The sequence below is a fragment of the Citrobacter sp. RHBSTW-00859 genome, assembly GCF_013729795.1.
Taxonomy (GTDB): domain Bacteria; phylum Pseudomonadota; class Gammaproteobacteria; order Enterobacterales; family Enterobacteriaceae; genus Citrobacter; species Citrobacter braakii.
Genome location: NZ_CP056284.1, coordinates 3,426,458 through 3,444,304, shown reverse-complemented (window position 1 = coordinate 3,444,304; position 17,847 = coordinate 3,426,458). Strand labels below are relative to the sequence as shown.

Annotated in this window: 16 protein-coding genes; 9 read left to right on the top strand and 7 right to left on the bottom strand. The window is 54.1% G+C overall.

Annotated elements, in window-relative coordinates; genetic code table 11:
- Positions 1-257 precede the first annotated feature (257 nt).
- Genes kdpE through kdpF form a run of 6 tightly spaced genes read right to left on the bottom strand, consistent with a single transcriptional unit; the run spans position 258 to position 8,039 of the window.
- On the bottom strand, positions 258-935 hold the full coding sequence (kdpE, locus tag HV302_RS17225) for a two-component system response regulator KdpE (protein WP_181626339.1): 678 nt from the start codon (positions 933-935) through the stop codon (positions 258-260).
- A complete protein-coding gene (gene kdpD / locus HV302_RS17220) occupies positions 932-3,616 on the bottom strand; it encodes a two-component system sensor histidine kinase KdpD (RefSeq protein ID WP_181626338.1) in 2,685 nt (894 codons plus the stop codon). Before kdpD ends, kdpE begins: the two co-directional genes overlap by 4 nt.
- Before the next feature lie 10 nt (positions 3,617-3,626).
- On the bottom strand, positions 3,627-4,193 hold the full coding sequence (gene kdpC, locus HV302_RS17215) for a potassium-transporting ATPase subunit KdpC (RefSeq protein ID WP_047497716.1): 567 nt from the start codon (positions 4,191-4,193) through the stop codon (positions 3,627-3,629).
- Positions 4,194-4,201: 8 nt separating this feature from the next.
- Positions 4,202-6,250, bottom strand: a complete 2,049-nt coding sequence (gene kdpB / locus HV302_RS17210; RefSeq protein ID WP_181626337.1) for a potassium-transporting ATPase subunit KdpB — start codon at positions 6,248-6,250, stop codon at positions 4,202-4,204.
- Positions 6,251-6,270: 20 nt separating this feature from the next.
- Positions 6,271-7,950 (bottom strand): potassium-transporting ATPase subunit KdpA, encoded by a 1,680-nt coding sequence (kdpA, locus tag HV302_RS17205; protein WP_046274707.1) that lies wholly within the window; start codon positions 7,948-7,950, stop codon positions 6,271-6,273.
- Positions 7,950-8,039, bottom strand: a complete 90-nt coding sequence (kdpF, locus tag HV302_RS17200; protein WP_001670793.1) for a K(+)-transporting ATPase subunit F — start codon at positions 8,037-8,039, stop codon at positions 7,950-7,952. The genes kdpA and kdpF overlap by 1 nt, the downstream gene beginning before the upstream one ends.
- A 308-nt stretch (positions 8,040-8,347) precedes the next feature.
- Between kdpF and HV302_RS17195 the strand changes: the two genes are divergently transcribed.
- From HV302_RS17195 to HV302_RS17185, 3 genes are all read left to right on the top strand, one after another.
- Positions 8,348-8,554 (top strand): YbfA family protein, encoded by a 207-nt coding sequence (locus tag HV302_RS17195; RefSeq protein ID WP_003022870.1) that lies wholly within the window; start codon positions 8,348-8,350, stop codon positions 8,552-8,554.
- Positions 8,555-8,678: 124 nt separating this feature from the next.
- A complete protein-coding gene (gene phrB, locus HV302_RS17190) occupies positions 8,679-10,097 on the top strand; it encodes a deoxyribodipyrimidine photo-lyase (RefSeq protein ID WP_181626336.1) in 1,419 nt (472 codons plus the stop codon).
- A gap of 159 nt (positions 10,098-10,256) precedes the next feature.
- On the top strand, positions 10,257-11,183 hold the full coding sequence (locus HV302_RS17185) for an Rpn family recombination-promoting nuclease/putative transposase (RefSeq protein ID WP_181626335.1): 927 nt from the start codon (positions 10,257-10,259) through the stop codon (positions 11,181-11,183).
- 49 nt (positions 11,184-11,232) lie between these two features.
- Here HV302_RS17185 and dtpD read toward each other — a convergent pair whose 3' ends face one another.
- A complete protein-coding gene (gene dtpD / locus HV302_RS17180; protein ID WP_181626334.1) occupies positions 11,233-12,714 on the bottom strand; it encodes a dipeptide permease DtpD in 1,482 nt (493 codons plus the stop codon).
- A gap of 289 nt (positions 12,715-13,003) precedes the next feature.
- Between dtpD and ybgI the strand changes: the two genes are divergently transcribed.
- The 6 genes from ybgI to HV302_RS17150 are packed head-to-tail and all read left to right on the top strand — an operon-like array spanning position 13,004 to position 17,839.
- Entirely contained in the window at positions 13,004-13,747 is a 744-nt protein-coding gene (ybgI, locus tag HV302_RS17175; RefSeq protein ID WP_016152273.1) for a radiation resistance protein YbgI, read from the top strand.
- Between the two features lie 15 nt (positions 13,748-13,762).
- Complete coding sequence (gene pxpB / locus HV302_RS17170) at positions 13,763-14,419, top strand: 5-oxoprolinase subunit PxpB (RefSeq protein WP_046274709.1); 657 nt, start codon at positions 13,763-13,765, stop codon at positions 14,417-14,419.
- Positions 14,413-15,345, top strand: coding sequence for a 5-oxoprolinase subunit PxpC (gene pxpC, locus HV302_RS17165; RefSeq protein ID WP_109017814.1), 933 nt, complete (start codon positions 14,413-14,415; stop codon positions 15,343-15,345). Before pxpB ends, pxpC begins: the two co-directional genes overlap by 7 nt.
- Positions 15,335-16,069, top strand: a complete 735-nt coding sequence (pxpA, locus tag HV302_RS17160; RefSeq protein ID WP_181626333.1) for a 5-oxoprolinase subunit PxpA — start codon at positions 15,335-15,337, stop codon at positions 16,067-16,069. Before pxpC ends, pxpA begins: the two co-directional genes overlap by 11 nt.
- 55 nt (positions 16,070-16,124) lie before the next feature.
- The gene (locus HV302_RS17155) at positions 16,125-16,847 is read left to right on the top strand and encodes a DUF969 domain-containing protein (protein WP_049269259.1); all 723 of its coding nucleotides are present in this window, start codon (positions 16,125-16,127) and stop codon (positions 16,845-16,847) included.
- Complete coding sequence (locus tag HV302_RS17150) at positions 16,844-17,839, top strand: DUF979 domain-containing protein (RefSeq protein WP_181626332.1); 996 nt, start codon at positions 16,844-16,846, stop codon at positions 17,837-17,839. Before HV302_RS17155 ends, HV302_RS17150 begins: the two co-directional genes overlap by 4 nt.
- Positions 17,840-17,847 lie beyond the last annotated feature (8 nt).

Sequence of the window (17,847 nt, the reverse complement as noted above, 5' to 3'; positions counted from 1 at the left end):
AGTGGAAGGTGCGGGTATTTTATCCAGGAAATGGCTATGAACTGTGAAGAAGATCAATAAAAAACGATCGTTTATAAAATATTTAGTCGCCATTTATGCATAGTGCGGGACAAGATGCTGTTTTGTTGTTTATATGTTATTTATTTGTATTTTATTATTTTTTTACAATATTCTACTGGCTGCATAATAAGTATTATGCAGTGGAGTGAGTAATGAAAAACATATTTATTAATTAATCAGAAAAAATGAATAAGAATTCACGGCATAAACCGATAGCCAATTCCGGTTTCGGTCAGAAAATGACGCGGACGGGCCGGGTCCTGTTCCAGCTTCTGGCGCAGGTGTCCCATATAAATACGTAGATAATGACTGTGTTCGACGGAGTTTGGTCCCCAAACCTGATTTAACAACTGGCGTTGCGTCAGTACCTTCCCGGCATTATTTAGCAGAACCGCTAACAGACGAAACTCAATCGGCGTCAAATGAATTTCCTCGTCACCACGGTGAACGAGGCGCGCGGCAATATCCACTTTGACGTTGGAAAAATGTACCACCGGTTCGGGAGACGCACCGCTGGCGTGGCGACGCAATGCCACGCGCAATCTCGCCTGTAGCTCGCCAATACCAAAGGGTTTACTGAGATAGTCATCGGCACCGGCATCCAGCGCAGCAATTTTATCGCTTTCCTCACTGCGGGCTGAAAGCACAATCACCGGAATCGCGCTCCATTGTCGCAGGTCGCGAATAAAATCAATGCCGTCGCCGTCCGGCAGGCCGAGATCGAGAATGATGAGATCGGGTTTTCGCGTGGCGGCTTCCAACAGACCACGTTGCAGCGTTTCCGCTTCATATACACGCAGGCCATCGGCTTCCAGCGCGGTGCGCAGAAAGCGGCGAATGGCATGTTCATCTTCAACAATCAGTACGTTCGTCACATATCCTCATGAAAATCTTCAAGTTCAGGGGGAATTTCCTGGGGCAGTGTAACACGAAAACAGGCTCCTCCTTGCGCGCGATTGTGGACCGAAATAGTACCGCCGTGCACGTCCACAATAGCCTGACAAATTGCCAGCCCCAGCCCAACGCCGGGCACCGATGACTCTTTATTTCCCCGGGAAAATTTGTCAAAAACGCGCTGTTCCATACCCGACGGAATACCCGGCCCATTATCCCAGACGTCCAGTTGCAGATGTGCGCCATCGACGCTGGCATTAATACCGATTTGCGCCTGTGGCCCCGCGTATTTGACGGCGTTTTCCAGCAGGTTAATCAGCACCCGTTCAAAGAGCGGACCATCGACGTGAATCAATGTTAACGGTTCAGGTAACGACAGATTTATTGGAGCAGATAGACCGGGCTCCAGCATCTGCAGGGCGCTGCCGACCACCTCTTCCAGCGTTAACCACTCCTTCTTAAGATTAAAGCCGCCAGACTGAATTCGCGCCATATCCAGCAGGTTATTAACCAGTCGGGTAGTATTCAGAACGTGCTGGCGAATCTCACTGGCCTGGCGCGCGTGCGGCGATCCCTCGCTGGCCAGATCCAGTGTTAAGATTTCCGCCTGACCGAACAACACCGTCAACGGCGTGCGCAAATCGTGGGACAGAGCAGCGAGCAGGGCGTTGCGAATGCTTTCGCGCTCGCTGGCAAACCGGGCCTGCTCTTCGCTGGCGGTCAGCGTCAGACGCTCCAGCGCACTGGCTACCAGTAGAGTGAAGGTTTCCAGCAGGCGTTGCTGTTCGGGGATCATAAGCTGGCGTAAATTTCCCGGTTCGACTACCAGCAGCCCATGCGTTTTATCGGCGCTTTTTAACGGTAAAATCTGATACGGCACGCCCGGTAACGTGTCGGTGCCTGCACCGGCCGGTTGCCCTTTGTCAAAGCTCCATTGGGCAATAGCGTCATCCCACGGCGTCATGCCCTGTTGATGGGTGAGCGGGGCCAGCTTGCCGTTCTCACCGGGCAGTAAAACCTGGCTGCGGGCCTGAAACGTTGAAGCGATAAACTGTTCACTGGTGGCGGCGATATCCGTCTGACTCCGACCGACGGCCAGCGCTTTCGACATCTCATACAAATGACGCGTACGCTGTTCACGATAACGCGCAACCCGCGCCTGATAACGCACCCCGGCGGTCAGATTACCAATAACCAGCCCTACCGTTAGCATTACGGCAAAGGTGAGCAGGTACTGAACGTCTGAAACGGCCAGCGTCCCGCGTGGGGCAATAAAGAAGAGATCGAAGCTGGCGACGTTAATAAAGGTTGCCAGCACTGACGGCCAGCGTCCGTAAAAGAGTGCGATAACCACCACACCCAATAAATAGATCATCACCAGGTTGGCGGCGTCAAAGGCCATTAGCCACTGCATGGCGATTAGCGTAATGATGGCGCACAGCGCAACGGCAACCACACAACCCTGAATTTGTACCCGCCATTTATCCTTAAAGGTGCGACTATCAGCCGTTTGCAGCACAGGGCGTGAAGGGGGCTCATCGAGCGCAACAATCATCAGGTCGAGATCCGGTGCGCGATGAGCGAGTTTGTCGGCAAAGGAATCGCTACGCCACCAGCGACGCGTAGTCGGACGCCCGAGCACAATTTTTCCCAGATTATGCTCACGGGCATAGTGGATGACCGCTTTGTCTTCGGCGGGGTCGGAAAGGGTGGCTGTTTCTGCGCCTAACTCCTGAGCCAGCCGCAGAGCGCTTAAAATTGCGCGGCGTTGTTTTTCGGGCAGTCGGTGCAGCGCTGGCGTTTCGACATACACCGCATGCCAGACGCTGCCGAGACGCGCCGCCAGACGTGCGGCGGCGCGTACCAGTTTTTCACTGCCGGTATTGTGCCCAATGCACAGTAAAATAGCGTCGCGGGTATGCCAGACTTTCTCCTCTCCCGGACGTCCTCGCCAGGCGCACATCTGATCGTCTACCCGATCAGCCGTGCGGCGCAGGGCAAGTTCACGTAGCGCGATCAGATTACCTTTGCGAAAGAAATGCTCAATTGCTCTTTCTGCCTGACCGGCGATATAAACCTTGCCTTCGTTCAGGCGCTGGCGCAAATCGTCGGGGGGGAGATCGACCAGCACCACATCGTCGGCGGCATCGAAAAAAGGGTCGGGTACGGTTTCACGAACCTGAATGCCGGTAACGCCGCTGACCACGTCATTGAGACTTTCCAGATGCTGCACGTTAACGGTAGTAAAGACATCAATCCCGGCTTCCAGCAGCTCTTCAATGTCCTGCCAGCGCTTAGGATGCCGTGAGCCTGGCGCATTACTGTGCGCCAGTTCATCCATCAAAATGAGCGCCGGACGGCGAGCCAGCGCCGCGTCAAGATCGAACTCATTGATATGGCGGCCGTGACGCGCTTGTCGCTTTAGCGGCAGGATGCTGAGGCCGTCCAACAGCGCGGCGGTCTCTTTGCGTCCATGGGTTTCCACCACGCCAATCAGCACATCTAACCCTTGTGCCCGCAGTCGCTGGGCCTCTGCCAGCATGGCCCAGGTTTTGCCGACGCCAGCACAGGCACCGAAGAAAATTTTCAGTTTTCCCCGGTGCGGGGCCGTGGTCTGCTCCAGCAGGCGATCGGGGTCGGGGCGTAAGGGTTCGTTATGCATGTCCTTTTTCTCAGTGCTTATCCAGCGCTAAATTAAGTTCCACCAGGTTCACCACCGGCTGACCAATAAAACTGACCAACGGCTTGTGCGTATATTGTGCAACCAACCGCGTAACCTCTTCAACGCTGAGGTTGCGAGCCTGCGCCACGCGGGGAATTTGCCAGGCCACCGCGGCTGGCGTCAGGTTGTTATCCAGCCCGCTGGAAGAAGCCGTTACCAGCTCTACCGGGACGGCAGGATTGGCCTGCGGGTTGGCGGCACGCAGTGCGGCAATCCGGCTTTGCAGCTGTTTATCCAGTTCCGGGTTGCTGGCTGCCAGATTACTGCCGCCTGAAGCCATTGGATTATAGGGCATTTCAGCTGTGGCAGACGGACGCCCCTGAAAATAACCGGCAGCGGTAAAATGTTGCCCGATGAGCTCTGAGCCGCGAACAACCTGACCTTCGCTAAGAAGCGAACCGTTAGCCTGGTGGGGAAACCACCACTGCCCCAGCGCGGTCGTCAGCAACGGGTAAGCCCCGCCGGTGATAAGCATCAGGAAAATCAATGTTGATAATGCAGGACGTAATCCACTCATCTGAAACCTCACACCAGACCCAGCAGGGTCAGCAGTAAATCAATCGCTTTGATACCGATAAACGGCACAACCAAACCGCCCAGACCATAGATCCACAAATTGCGGCGCAACATCGCGGATGCGGACAAAGGTTTGTAGCTCACGCCTTTTAGCGCCAGCGGGATCAGAAAGACGATAACCAGCGCGTTAAAGATAACCGCGCTGAGGATCGCCGAGTCTGGCGAATGCAGTCCCATCACGTTCAGCGCATTGAGCTGCGGATAGGTGGCGGCGAATGCGGCCGGGATAATAGCGAAATACTTCGCGACGTCGTTGGCAATACTGAAAGTGGTCAGCGAACCGCGCGTCATCAGCATTTGTTTACCAATGTGCACTACTTCAATCAGTTTGGTGGGGTTGGAGTCGAGATCCACCATGTTACCTGCTTCTTTCGCTGCCTGGGTTCCAGAGTTCATGGCGACCGCAACGTCGGCCTGCGCCAGGGCAGGAGCGTCATTGGTTCCGTCGCCGGTCATTGCCACCAGACGACCTTCCGCTTGATACTGACGAATCAGCGCCCGCTTGGCTTCCGGCGTGGCTTCAGCTAAGAAGTCATCCACTCCGGCCTCAGCGGCGATCGCGGCAGCGGTCAGGCGGTTATCGCCGGTGATCATCACCGTTTTAATCCCCATTTTGCGCAGTTGAGCAAAACGTTCTTTGATCCCGCCTTTCACAATATCTTTCAGCGCAATCACACCCAGTACGTGGGAGCCTTCGGCAACCACCAGCGGCGTTGCGCCAAGGCGAGCGACGCTTTCGACCTTCTGCTCCACATCGGCGGGAAAGTGGCCGCCGTTGGCTTCAACGTGCCGACGAATGGCATCGACCGACCCTTTGCGGATCATTCGGTTGTCGATGTTGATGCCGCTCATCCGGCTTTGGGCGGTAAACGGCACAAAGGTAGCGTGCAACGATTGCACGTCGCGAATACGCAGATTAAAGCGCTGTTTTGCCAGGATCACGATGCTGCGGCCTTCCGGCGTTTCATCGGCCAGCGATGAAAGCTGTGCGGCGTCGGCCAACGTTTTTTCGTCCACGCCGTGGGCGGGCAGAAAATCCGAAGCCTGACGGTTACCCAGCGTAATGGTGCCTGTTTTATCCAGCAGCAGTACGTCTACGTCACCTGCCGCCTCTACTGCACGTCCGCTGGTAGCGATGACATTCGCGCCCAGCATGCGGCTCATCCCGGCGACACCAATCGCTGAGAGCAGTCCGCCTATCGTTGTAGGGATCAAGCACACAAGCAAGGCAACCAGCACCGTGATGCTGACCGCACTACCACCCCAGGCGGAAAACGGCCATAGCGTGGCGGTCGCCAGCAAAAAGATAATGGTCAGGGCAATCAGCAGGATCGTCAGGGCGATTTCATTGGGCGTTTTACGCCGCTGCGCGCCTTCAACCATGGCGATCATCCGGTCGAGGAACGTTTCACCGGGGTTTACGCTGCATTCGATAACCAGCCAGTCGGAGAGGATGCGGGTCCCGCCGGTGACGGAAGCGAAATCGCCACCGGATTCACGAATCACAGGCGCAGATTCACCGGTAATGGCACTTTCATCTACTGATGCGCCACCTTCAATGACCTCGCCGTCACACGGGATAATATCGCCAGCTTCCACCAGCACGATATCCCCTTTCCGTAAATCATCGGCAGGAACGTGATCCATTGCCGCGCCGTATTTGGGTTCGCGAAGTTTACGGGCAAAGGCGGTTTTTTTGACTCCCTTTAGGCTGTTAGCCTGAGCTTTACTGCGACCTTCTGCCAGCGCCTCAGCGAAGTTGGCGAACAGAACGGTAATCCACAGCCACAGACTTATCGCGCCGGTAAACCACGGGCTGCCCTGCATATGACCTGTTGCCATCGCCACCGTTAACAGGGTTGTTAACAAACTGCCCAGCCAGACGATAAACATCACCGGGTTACGCCACTGGGTATGTGGGCTTAATTTTTTCACGGCGTCCATCAGCGCCTGTGCGACCAGAGAGGGTTCGAACAGCGCCAGTTGCTTGCGACTCATAGTAATGTGCTCCGCATCACTCAGTGTAATGACAGGTATTCTGCGACCGGGCCAAGCGCCAGGGCAGGAACAAAGGTGAGAGCGCCAACCAGTAACACCGTACCGATTAACAACCCGACAAACAGCGCGCCGTGGGTAGGTAGCGTGCCTGGGCTTGCTGGCTGGATCTTTTTACTGACCAGCGACCCGGCAATAGCCATCACGGGGATGATCACGCCGAAGCGACCGAAGAACATGCACAGGGCCAGCAGGCAGTTCCAGAACGGGCTATTGGCGCTTAATCCGGCAAAGGCGCTACCGTTGTTGTTCGAGGCTGACGACACGGCATACAGGACTTCACTAAAGCCGTGAGGACCTGGATTAAGCATGGCGCTGCGCCCGGCATCGCTCATCATGGCGATCGCTGTCCCGAGCAGGACCAGCGTAGGGGTGACCAGAATCGCCAGCGCGGTCATTTTCATTTCGCGCACGTCGATTTTCTTACCCAGATACTCCGGCGTACGGCCAATCATTAACCCGGCGATAAATACCGCCAGCAGCACGAACAGCAGCATGCCGTACAGACCTGAACCCACACCGCCGAAGACCACTTCACCAATCTGCATCAGCCACATAGGTACCATGCCGCCCAGTGCGGTAAAGGAGTCATGCATCGCATCGACAGCCCCGCAGGATGCTGCTGTGGTGACGACGGAAAAGAGACTCGTGGCCAGCACGCCAAAGCGGCTCTCCTTGCCCTCCATGTTGATATTGCTGTCGGCACCGAATGCCATCAGGTGCGGGTTGCCCTGAACTTCGGCCCACATCACGACGGCAACGCAGACTGCAAAAATCAGTGACATGGCCCACAGTAAGGTCCGCCCCTGACGACGATCGCCCACTACATCACCAAAGGCAAAACACAGCGCGGTGGGAATTAAGAAAATAGCCAGCATCTGTACCAGATTGGTTAGTGCGGTTGGGTTTTCAAACGGATGCGATGAGTTAGCGTTAAAGAATCCCCCTCCGTTAGTGCCGAGCATCTTAATCGCTTCCTGTGAGGCGACTGGCCCCATTGGCAGCAGCTGTTTCACCCCTTCAAGGGTGGTGATGGGCTGATAAGGCAATATGTTTTGCAACGTACCTTGCTGAATGAAGAACAGGGCAATGAGCAACGCAATAGGGACGAGGATCCACAGCGTAATGCGAACCAGATCGACCCAGGCGTTGCCCAGCGTGTTCATACTCTGGCGTGTGAAAGCGCGGGTCAGGGCAAAAATCACCGCAATTCCGGTCGCCGCAGACAGGAAATTCTGCACGGTCAACCCGGCCATCTGGCTGAAATAGCTTAAGGTGGTTTCGCCAGCATAGGATTGCCAGTTGGTATTAGTGACAAAACTCACCGCCGTGTTGAGCGCCAGATCCCACGAAAGCCCTGGCAGTTGCTGGGGATTTAGCGGCAGCAGGTTTTGCGCCATTAGCATCGAAAACAGGACCAGCAGGCCCAGCGCATTGAGAGCGAGGATAGCCAGCAGATACTGCCGCCAGTTCATCTCTTGCTGCGAGATGCCCAGACCGCGCCAGAGTAAATGCTCCGCGCCAACCAGGCCCGGCAGGGGCGTATTGTTGATCAGTCGAGCCAGCCCAAATCCCAACGGTCTGGCGATGACAAATAGCACCAGCAAGAAACTGGCAATGAGTAAAAATCCTTGGGCTGCCATCAGAACGCCTCCGCATTGATCAGGGCATAGACCAGGTAACCTAATAATAAAAAGACCAGCACAATGCCGGTTATCACGCCTGCACTCACAGTGCACCTCCAGTGGCATAAATGTGATAACCAGAGCGTAGGTTTTTGCTTGCAAAGATTTCGCAAAAATCAGCGGGTAGGGTGTAAAAAAAGTATAAAAATGGCAAAAACCATTATTTAACTAATGTTTAGTATTAATTTAACTTTTATGTAACTTAATTACGGTTTTAAGCTAAACGGAGCATCAATAGATAAAAATAAGTGGTCGGATGAGTAGCAAAATTACACACAAGGCGGTATTATTTTCATCAGTTAACCAAGTTTATTTTTCCGGTGCTATTCACCGAACAGATATATGGGAGAGGGTTATGGACTTTTATAAAGAATATCCAGCACACATTGTTTTCTTGCGCCGTACCTTTGCCGTAGTGGCGGGCGTGCTGGCGCTACCGGTCATGCTGTTCTGGAAAGACCGCGCTCGTTTTTACAGCTACCTGCACCGCGTCTGGTCTAAAACCAGTGATAAACCGGTGTGGATGGAGCAGGCTGAAAAAGCCACCTGCGATTTCTACTAAGTTATCGTTCTTGCTCAAGAAAACCGCTCACAGTAATGTGGCGGTTTTTTTTATGCGCCGACGTCTACACTTGTCGGTGTAATAGATAACGAGTGGCAATGATTAATTTATATCCGGGAGTATTATGACCACCCATCTGGTCTGGTTTCGACGTGATTTACGTCTGCATGACAACCTCGCGCTGGCGGCGGCTTGTCGGGATCGTACTGCGCAGGTCATCGCGCTATATATCTCTACTCCTGAGCAGTGGAAGGCGCATGAAATGGCCCCACGTCAGGCGGCATTTGTGAGTGCGCAGTTGAATGCGTTGCAGACGGCGCTGGCGGAAAAAGGCATCCCGCTTCTGTTTGATGAAGTTGCAGATTTTGCGACCAGCGTGGAAACCGTCAAAAACGTCTGCGCACAGCATAGCGTCAGCCGATTGTTTTATAACTATCAATACGAAATAAACGAACGTCAGCGTGATGTCGCCGTTGAGAAGGTACTACCCCATGTGGTGTGTGAAGGGTTTGACGACAGCGTGTTCTTGCCTCCGGGGGCGGTCATGACCGGCAATCACGAAATGTATAAAGTCTTTACACCGTTTAAAAATGCCTGGCTGAAGCGGATTAAAGAGGGTATTCCAGAATGCGTTAGCGCGCCGAAGGTGAGAGAAAGCGGCGCTCTTGACGCTCCGTTAACATCAATAACGCTGAGCTATCCGCAGCAAGATTTTGATGCGCAGCGGTTTGTGGCAGAAGAAAAACTGGCTATCGCGCAATTACGCCAGTTTTGCCAGCAGGCCGCGAGAGAATATGAGCAACAGCGTGATTTCCCCGCGGTTGACGGTACCAGTCGATTATCCGCGAGCCTGGCGACAGGGGGATTGTCGCCGCGCCAGTGCCTGAATCGACTGCTCGCGGAGCAGCCGCTGGCGCTTGAAGGAGGGGAAGGCAGCGTCTGGCTGAACGAACTTATCTGGCGTGAATTTTATCGTCATCTGATGACTTACCATCCGGCGCTGTGTCGGCATCAACCGTTTATCCGTTGGACCGATCGCGTGCAATGGCAGAATAATCCGGCACATTTGCAAGCCTGGCAAACAGGGAACACGGGATACCCGATTGTGGATGCGGCGATGCGTCAGCTCAACGCCACTGGCTGGATGCATAATCGATTACGCATGATTACGGCCAGTTTTTTAGTGAAAGATCTGCTGATCGACTGGCGTAAAGGCGAGCAATATTTTATGTCGCAACTGATCGATGGCGATCTGGCGGCCAATAACGGCGGCTGGCAGTGGGCGGCCTCAACCGGGACCGACGCTGCACCGTATTTCCGTATCTTTAACCCCACGACTCAGGGCGAAAAATTTGATCGCGACGGCGAGTTTATCCGCCAGTGGCTGCCGGAACTGCGCGATGTGCCGGGTAAAGCCATTCATGATCCGTGGACGTGGGCTGAAAAAGCGCAGGTTACGCTTAACTATCCTCGTCCGATTGTCGATCATAAACAGGCAAGACTGGCGACGCTGGCGGCCTATGAGGCGGCGCGTAAAGAGTAGGCATGGTGGATTTCAGCGTAATGCTTTCCAGCAGAATGAACATGTTGCAGTCGGGAGCTTTTAGCGCTGAAGCGTGCTCTCAGTACAGTGAATACCCTGCTGCATAAGTTTTCCCTCAGCAGTAAATTTCCGTCATCTTCATTCAGATGACGGAAATTAATGACAACGCCAACGACATCAACACCGCACGATGCGGTGTTTAAAACGTTTTTACATCATCCCGAAACTGCGCGGGATTTTCTCGACATTCACCTGCCAACTGAACTGCGGACGCTTTGCGATTTGAATTCGCTGAAGCTGGAGTCAGAAAGCTTTATTGAAGCGGATTTACGTTCGCGCTACTCAGACGTGCTCTGGTCTTTGCACACTCGCGACGGCGACGGTTATGTCTATGTGGTTTTAGAGCATCAAAGTTCAGCCGAGCCGCATATGGCTTTTCGTCTGTTGCGTTATGCGATGGCGGCGATGCAGCGCCATCTGGACGCAGGGCATAAGGAACTGCCGCTGGTGATACCGATGCTGTTTTATCATGGCTGCCGAAGCCCTTACCCGTACTCATTGTGCTGGCTGGATGCCTTTGCCGACTCCGTGGCGGCAAGACAACTTTATTCCAGCGCATTTCCGTTGGTGGACATAACGGTGGTACCCGATGATGAGATCATGGCTCACAGGCGAATGGCGCTGCTGGAATTAATGCAAAAACATATCCGTCGGCGGAATTTGATGGGACTGGTAGAGCAACTGACCACGCTGCTACTTACTGGATGCGCTAATGACACGCAATTACAAGCGATGTTTAATTACATTCTACAATCTGGCGATGAATCTCGCTTTAATGAGTTTATGCAAGAGATGGCACAACGGATCCCCCAACACAAGGAGAGGCTAATGACTATTGCAGAGCGGTTACGGTTAGATGGATTACAGGAAGGACTACAACAAGGACTACAACAAGGACTACAACAAGGAAAACAAGAAGCGGCATTGCGTATAGCGCAAACCATGTTGGAGCAGGGAATAGAACGCGAAATGGTAAAACTGGTGACCGGTGTTTCAGAAGCGGATTTGGCTGTAAACCATGCATAATCTCCAGAAAAACAGGCCCGAATCTTATTACATCTTCGGGCCTGTAAACTCAGGACTCTACCGCCAGCGGACGATTTCTGAACTTCAGCGACTGGTACAGCCAAATCAGCAGCACCAGCACCACACAGGCCAGCGCGCCCCAGGTTATTTCGCTAAAGACATCAATATATGCATTGATGGAATAGTTGATAGCGCCCGCTGAGTCAAACGAACCTTGTGAGGTCTGATCGGCGATAACGCCGGCCAGGTAGTTGGCGATGGCTCCGGAAAGCAGCATGTAAATACCCGTTAATACGCCGGTCACTCCTGGGATCTCGATACGTGTAATCTGAGACATAGCCACCGGATCGATAAACAGCTCGGCAAAGCCCATGACCGCCAGCCCCAATACCATCAGCGGCATGGAAGAGTGACCGTAAGCCGCAGACCAGCGGGCGCTCAAGGTCAGAATACAGAATCCGGCGCTCATTAAACCGAGGCCAAGGGCAAATTTACCCCAGATACGGACGGTACGATTACCGCTAACGCTTTCTTTGACCACCCAGGCCAGCACGATACCGCACAGCATAACGGCAAAGGCGTTAACCGACTGGAACATCGCGGTAGGGACGGAATATCCCAGAATATCGCGGTTAACGAAGCGGTCGATATACAGGCTAATCGAACTGCCGCCCTGTTGAGCAAAGGCCCAGAACAACAGACTGAAGAAGGTCAACGTAACGATAAGCCCCAGCTCTTTGCGCTGTTTCTGGGTCTGCGCCTGGCGGTAAATCTTCGCCAGAACCGCCAGACCAATAACAGTAGCAACGATCAGTCCGTAAACGGACCACTCTTTCCAGAACAGAACGGTAATCAGCAGCGGTGCTGCAACCAGCAGAACTAATAACCAGGCCCAGTTTGGCAGCATATATTTTTTCGCACACAAGACGGCCTTGTTGACGCCGGTGGTATGGGCGAAATGGCGATTACCGCATACGAAAATCACCAGCCCCGCCAGCATGCCAATCGCCGCCAGCGCAAAGCCCATCGCCCAACTGTACTCTTCCTGCACGTAGCCGCAGGCAATAGGCGCGATGATTGAACCAATATTACCGGCAGCGTAGAGCAGAGAGAATCCACCGTCACGGCGAGGGTCTTCAGGCTGATACAACTCGCCCAACAGGCAACTGATGTTGGATTTAAACAGACCGTAGCCACAGACAATAATCGCCAGCGACAAATAAAGGAACGTCGGGGCCATTTCGCTGGCGCCCAATACCAGATGCCCCACTGCCATTAAAAATGCGCCGATCATCACCGCCATTCGATTGCCGAGCACTTTATCGGCCAGGTATCCCCCAAGAATGGGCGTGACGTAGACCAGCGAGCAGTAGGCGCTGAACAGTTCATATGCGTGATTATCGTCGTACTTAAGCTGGTTAGTGAGATACAGGATCAGCAATGCACGCATGCCGTAAAAACTGAAGTATTCCCAAATTTGTAGCGCAACGACGTAATAAATCGCCCGTGGTTGAGATGCTTGTTTATTCATTCTTTTCTCGAAGTAAATGCCTCGCGACAGGCTGAACGTGCTGCGCGAGTGTGTTTCCTTAAAGTTTTAACTTTGATACAGATCTGATTATTTTTGCAATATGCTGTCTGATTGCATAAATATACATGAATTAGATTGCGTGGGGGTAAGCAAATTGCGTTCAAATCGGGTGTGATTGTTTCTTGATGTGTCAGTGAAATGTCTATCGACGAACGCAAGCGGGAACGCTATTTTAACCTAAGCTGTGTTGCTGATTGGGCAGGCAGAATTTATGACTACGAGGACGATGATGAAAAACACCGAACTGGAACAACTGATCAACGACAAACTGAACAGCGCCGCCATTAGCGACTATGCGCCGAATGGTTTGCAGGTTGAGGGCAAAGAGACGGTGCATAAGATCGTGACCGGCGTGACCGCAAGTCAGGCGTTACTGGACGAGGCGGTACGTCTGCAGGCGGATGCGGTCATCGTTCATCACGGTTATTTCTGGAAAGGCGAATCTCCGGTTATTCGCGGTATGAAGCGCCATCGTCTGAAAACGCTGTTGGAAAATGATATCAACCTGTATGGCTGGCACCTGCCGCTGGATGCTCACCCGGAACTGGGTAATAACGCGCAGCTGGCAGCGCTGTTGGGGATCACCGTCATGGGTGAAATCGAGCCGCTGGTGCCATGGGGAGAACTCTCCATGCCGGTTCCGGGGCTGGAGCTGGCATCGTGGATTGAAGCGCGTTTAGGCCGTAAACCGTTATGGTGCGGTGATACCGGGCCGGAAAAAGTTCAGCGCGTCGCCTGGTGTACAGGGGGCGGTCAGAGTTTCATTGATAGCGCAGCCCGGTTTGGTGTCGATGCCTTTATCACCGGTGAAGTTTCAGAGCAAACCATTCACTCAGCCCGCGAGCAGGGGTTGCATTTTTATGCTGCTGGTCACCATGCGACCGAACGCGGCGGCATTCGCGCATTGAGCGAATGGCTGAATGAAAATACCGATCTGGACGTAACCTTTATCGATATTCCTAATCCAGCGTAATAAAGAGGGACGAAAGTGCAGCGAGCGCGTTGTTATCTGTTAGGTGAGAGTGCGGTGGTTCTTGAGCTGGAACCTCCCATTACGCTGGCGACTCAGAAACGCATCTGGCGTCTGGCCCAGCGTTTGGTTGATGCCCCGAATGTGCTGGAAGCTATTCCGGGAATGAACAATATCACGGTTACCCTGCGCGACCCGAAAACGCTGGCGCTGGATGCGATTGAACGCCTGCAGCGCTGGTGGGAAGAAAGTGAGGCGCTGGAGCCGGACTCGCGCTTTATTGAAATTCCCGTGACCTATGGCGGTGAGTTCGGCCCCGATCTGGCAGAGGTCGCCCGGCACAGTGGATTAAGCGACAAGCAGGTCGTCGAACTTCATGCGTCGGTTGATTATGTGGTGTGGTTTATCGGTTTTCAGCCGGGATTTCCCTATCTCGGGAGCTTACCTGAACCGCTCCATACTCCGAGGCGTGCGGAACCGCGTCTGCTTGTTCCGGCAGGTTCTGTGGGTATTGGCGGATCCCAAACGGGGGTCTATCCGCTTTCCACGCCAGGCGGATGGCAATTGATTGGCCGTACCTCCGTTGCGTTATTTGATCCAAAACGGCAGGAGCCGATTCTGTTAAGGGCTGGCGATACCGTGCGTTTTGTCCCGCAGAAGGAGGGGATATGTTAAACATCATTCGCGCTGGCATGTACACCTCAGTACAGGACGGGGGACGCCATAGTTTTCGTCAATCCGGAATCAGTCACTGTGGCGCGCTGGATAAACCGGCGCTGAACGTTGCTAACCTGCTGGTGGGTAATGATGCGAATGCCGCTGCGCTGGAAATCACACTGGGGCAACTGGTGGTGGAATTTGAAAACGATGGCTGGTTTGCCCTGACCGGTGCGGGATGTGAAGCGCACCTGGATCGTACTCCCGTATGGAGCGGATGGCGGCTGCCGGTGAAAGCCGGCCAGCGTCTGACGCTAAAACGTCCACACCACGGCATGCGCAGCTATCTGGCGGTAGCGGGCGGTTTTGATGTACCCGAAGTAATGGGCTCGCGCAGTACCGATCTCAAAGTCGGAATTGGCGGGTTGGAAGGGCGTCTGCTGCGTGATGGCGATCGGCTGGCAATTGGCGCATCGACCCGGCAATTCAGCGGGCCGCAGGGCGTAAAACAGCTGATGTGGGGCAACCACATTCGTGCGCTGCCCGGGCCTGAATACCAGGAGTTTGACGAAGTATCGCAGGCTTCTTTCTGGCGCTCCCCGTGGCAACTGAGTCCGCAAAGCAACCGTATGGGGTATCGTCTGCAGGGGCAGTCGCTGACGCGCACGACCGATCGCGAGCTATTGTCGCATGGTTTGCTCCCTGGCGTAGTGCAGGTTCCGCATAATGGTCAGCCCATCGTGCTGATGAACGATGCTCAGACGACGGGCGGCTATCCGCGTATCGCCTGTATCATCGAAGCGGATATGTATCATCTGGCGCAGATCCCGCTCGGCCAGCCGATTCATTTTGTGCAGTGTTCGCTGGAGGAAGCGCTTAAGGCGCGCCAGGATCGGCAGCGTTATCTGGAACAGTTAACATGGCGACTTAACAATGAAAATTGATCTCAACGCAGACCTCGGTGAGGGATGCCCTAACGATGCAGCGCTGCTGCAACTGGTGTCATCAGCCAACATCGCCTGTGGGTTTCACGCCGGTGATGCGCAGACGATGCTTTTAAGCGTGCGCGAAGCGCTAAAAAATGGCGTAGCGATAGGCGCGCATCCGAGTTTTCCGGATCGGGAAAATTTTGGCCGTAGCGCCATGACCCTGCCTGTGGAAACGGTGTATGCGCAGACGCTGTATCAAATTGGTGCGCTGGCTGCCATCACGCGTGCGCAGGGCGGCGTAATGCGTCATGTTAAACCGCACGGTATGCTTTATAACCAGGCGGCGAAAGATCCTCAGTTGGCGGATGCTATTGCTAAAGCGGTTTATGCCTGCGATTCGTCGCTGGTTCTGGTAGGACTGGCGGGAAGCGAACTGATTCGTGCCGGAGAACGCTATGGTCTGGTAACACGTCAGGAGTTTTTTGCCGATCGGGGTTATCAGGCGGATGGCAGTCTGGTGCCGCGCAGCCAGCCGGACGCATTGATTGAGGATGAAGAGCAGGCGCTGGCGCAAACGCTAGAAATGGTGCAATCCGGCAGAGTAAAAAGCCAGAGTGGAACGTGGGCGAGCGTGACAGCCCAGACGGTATGCATTCACGGGGATGGTGAGCACGCACTCGCTTTTGCCCGTCGCTTGCGAGCCGCATTCAATGCATGCAATATTCAAATTAGCGCATAAATTTATTCATACAAAACAATAATATATTACACAATAACATATACAGGACTGAATTATGGGAGAGGTAATTTCTCTCTGGCCATTGACGGGGATCGCCGTCATCGTGGTCGGATTTCTTTTACGTTTTAACCCGGTATTGGTGGTCATTATTGCCGGGATCGTCACGGGGCTGGCGGCGCATATGCCGGTAGCCACTATCCTTGAGAAGCTGGGTGAAGGTTTTCTTAACACCCGCAACCTGCCATTTATCCTGCTGATCCCGCTGGCGGTTATTGGCCTGCTGGAACGCCACGGACTCAAAGAGCGTGCTCAGGCGTGGATTGCAAAAATCCGCAGCGCCACCAGTGGTCGTCTGCTTATTGTCTATCTGTTCATTCGCGAAGCGACCGCTGCGTTAGGGTTGACCAGTCTGGGGGGGCATCCGCAGATGGTGCGTCCGCTGCTGGCGCCGATGGCGGAAGGAGCCGCAGAGAAAAATCACGGCGAGATACCTGGGGTGGTACGTTATCGTCTGCGCGCCATGTCAGCTGCGACCGATAACGTCGGACTGTTCTTCGGTGAAGATATCTTTGTTGCCTTCGGCGCCATCATTTTTATGCACAACTTTATGCTGGAGTCTGGTGGGATCCAGACCGAACCGCTGCATATTGCCTTGTGGGGGATCCCAACGGCAATTTGTGCATTCCTGATCCACGGTACGCGTCTGTGGCGTCTGGATAGCTATTTGCAACGTGAGGTGGCGAAAGCGAATGCCGCAGCGAAAGGGGGAGCGAAATGAATTTTCAACAAAGCTATCTCTACTGGCTGGCGGGAGCGGTATTACTGATTGTGGCGCTGATGTCCTGGCAGGACAAAGCGAACCCGCGTCGCTTCACCACCGGCCTGTTTTGGGGCATATACGGCGTACTGTTTCTGCTTGGCGACTGGACATATTCGCTGTTTGGCGACAAACGCACGGTGCATATTGCCGTTGGCGTTGCGGTGGTCGTGCTGGCCCTGATCGCCGGTTTTGGCGGCGTGAAGCTGGGAAGCTACCATCAACGAACGCAGCAACAGCGCGAAGTAAGCGCCAGTCGTCTGGGTAACCGCCTTTTTTTCCCGGCGCTGGCAATTCCGGTGGTAACGGTTATTGGCGTGCTGATGTTCAACCATATTCCGGGCTTACAGAATGCGCTGTTTGGGCCGGGTAATCACGCCACGCTGGTGACGCTCTTTTCTATGACCGCAGGCTCGTTGATTGGTCTGGCGATGGCAATAAAAATGACCCATGAGCGGGTTCATCAACCGATTCAGGAGGCGCGCCGTCTGCTGGACTCCATCGGCTGGGCGTTCATCCTGCCGCAGATTTTGGCCACGCTCGGGCTGTTGTTTACGGCAGCGGGCGTAGGCAGCGGTATTTCCTGGCTAACGCAAGAATACCTGGCGGTGGATAGCCGCTTTATCGCAGTGGCGGTGTACACCCTCGGCATGGCATTGCTGACGATGGTCATGGGCAATGCGTTTGCCGCTTTCCCGATCGTGACCGCTGGAATTGGGATTCCGATCCTCGTGCTGCAGCACGGCGGCAATCCGGCAGTAATGGCGGCAATTGGTATGTTCTCTGGCTATTGCGGGACGTTAATGACGCCGATGGCGGCAAACTTTAACATTGTTCCTGCAGCGCTGCTGGAGCTGCCGGATAAAAACGCGGTGATTAAAGCGCAGGTGCCAACCGGCATACTGCTGTTGCTGGTCAACGTGTTCCTGATGTATTTCCTGATGTTCTTGTAAGGAGACAG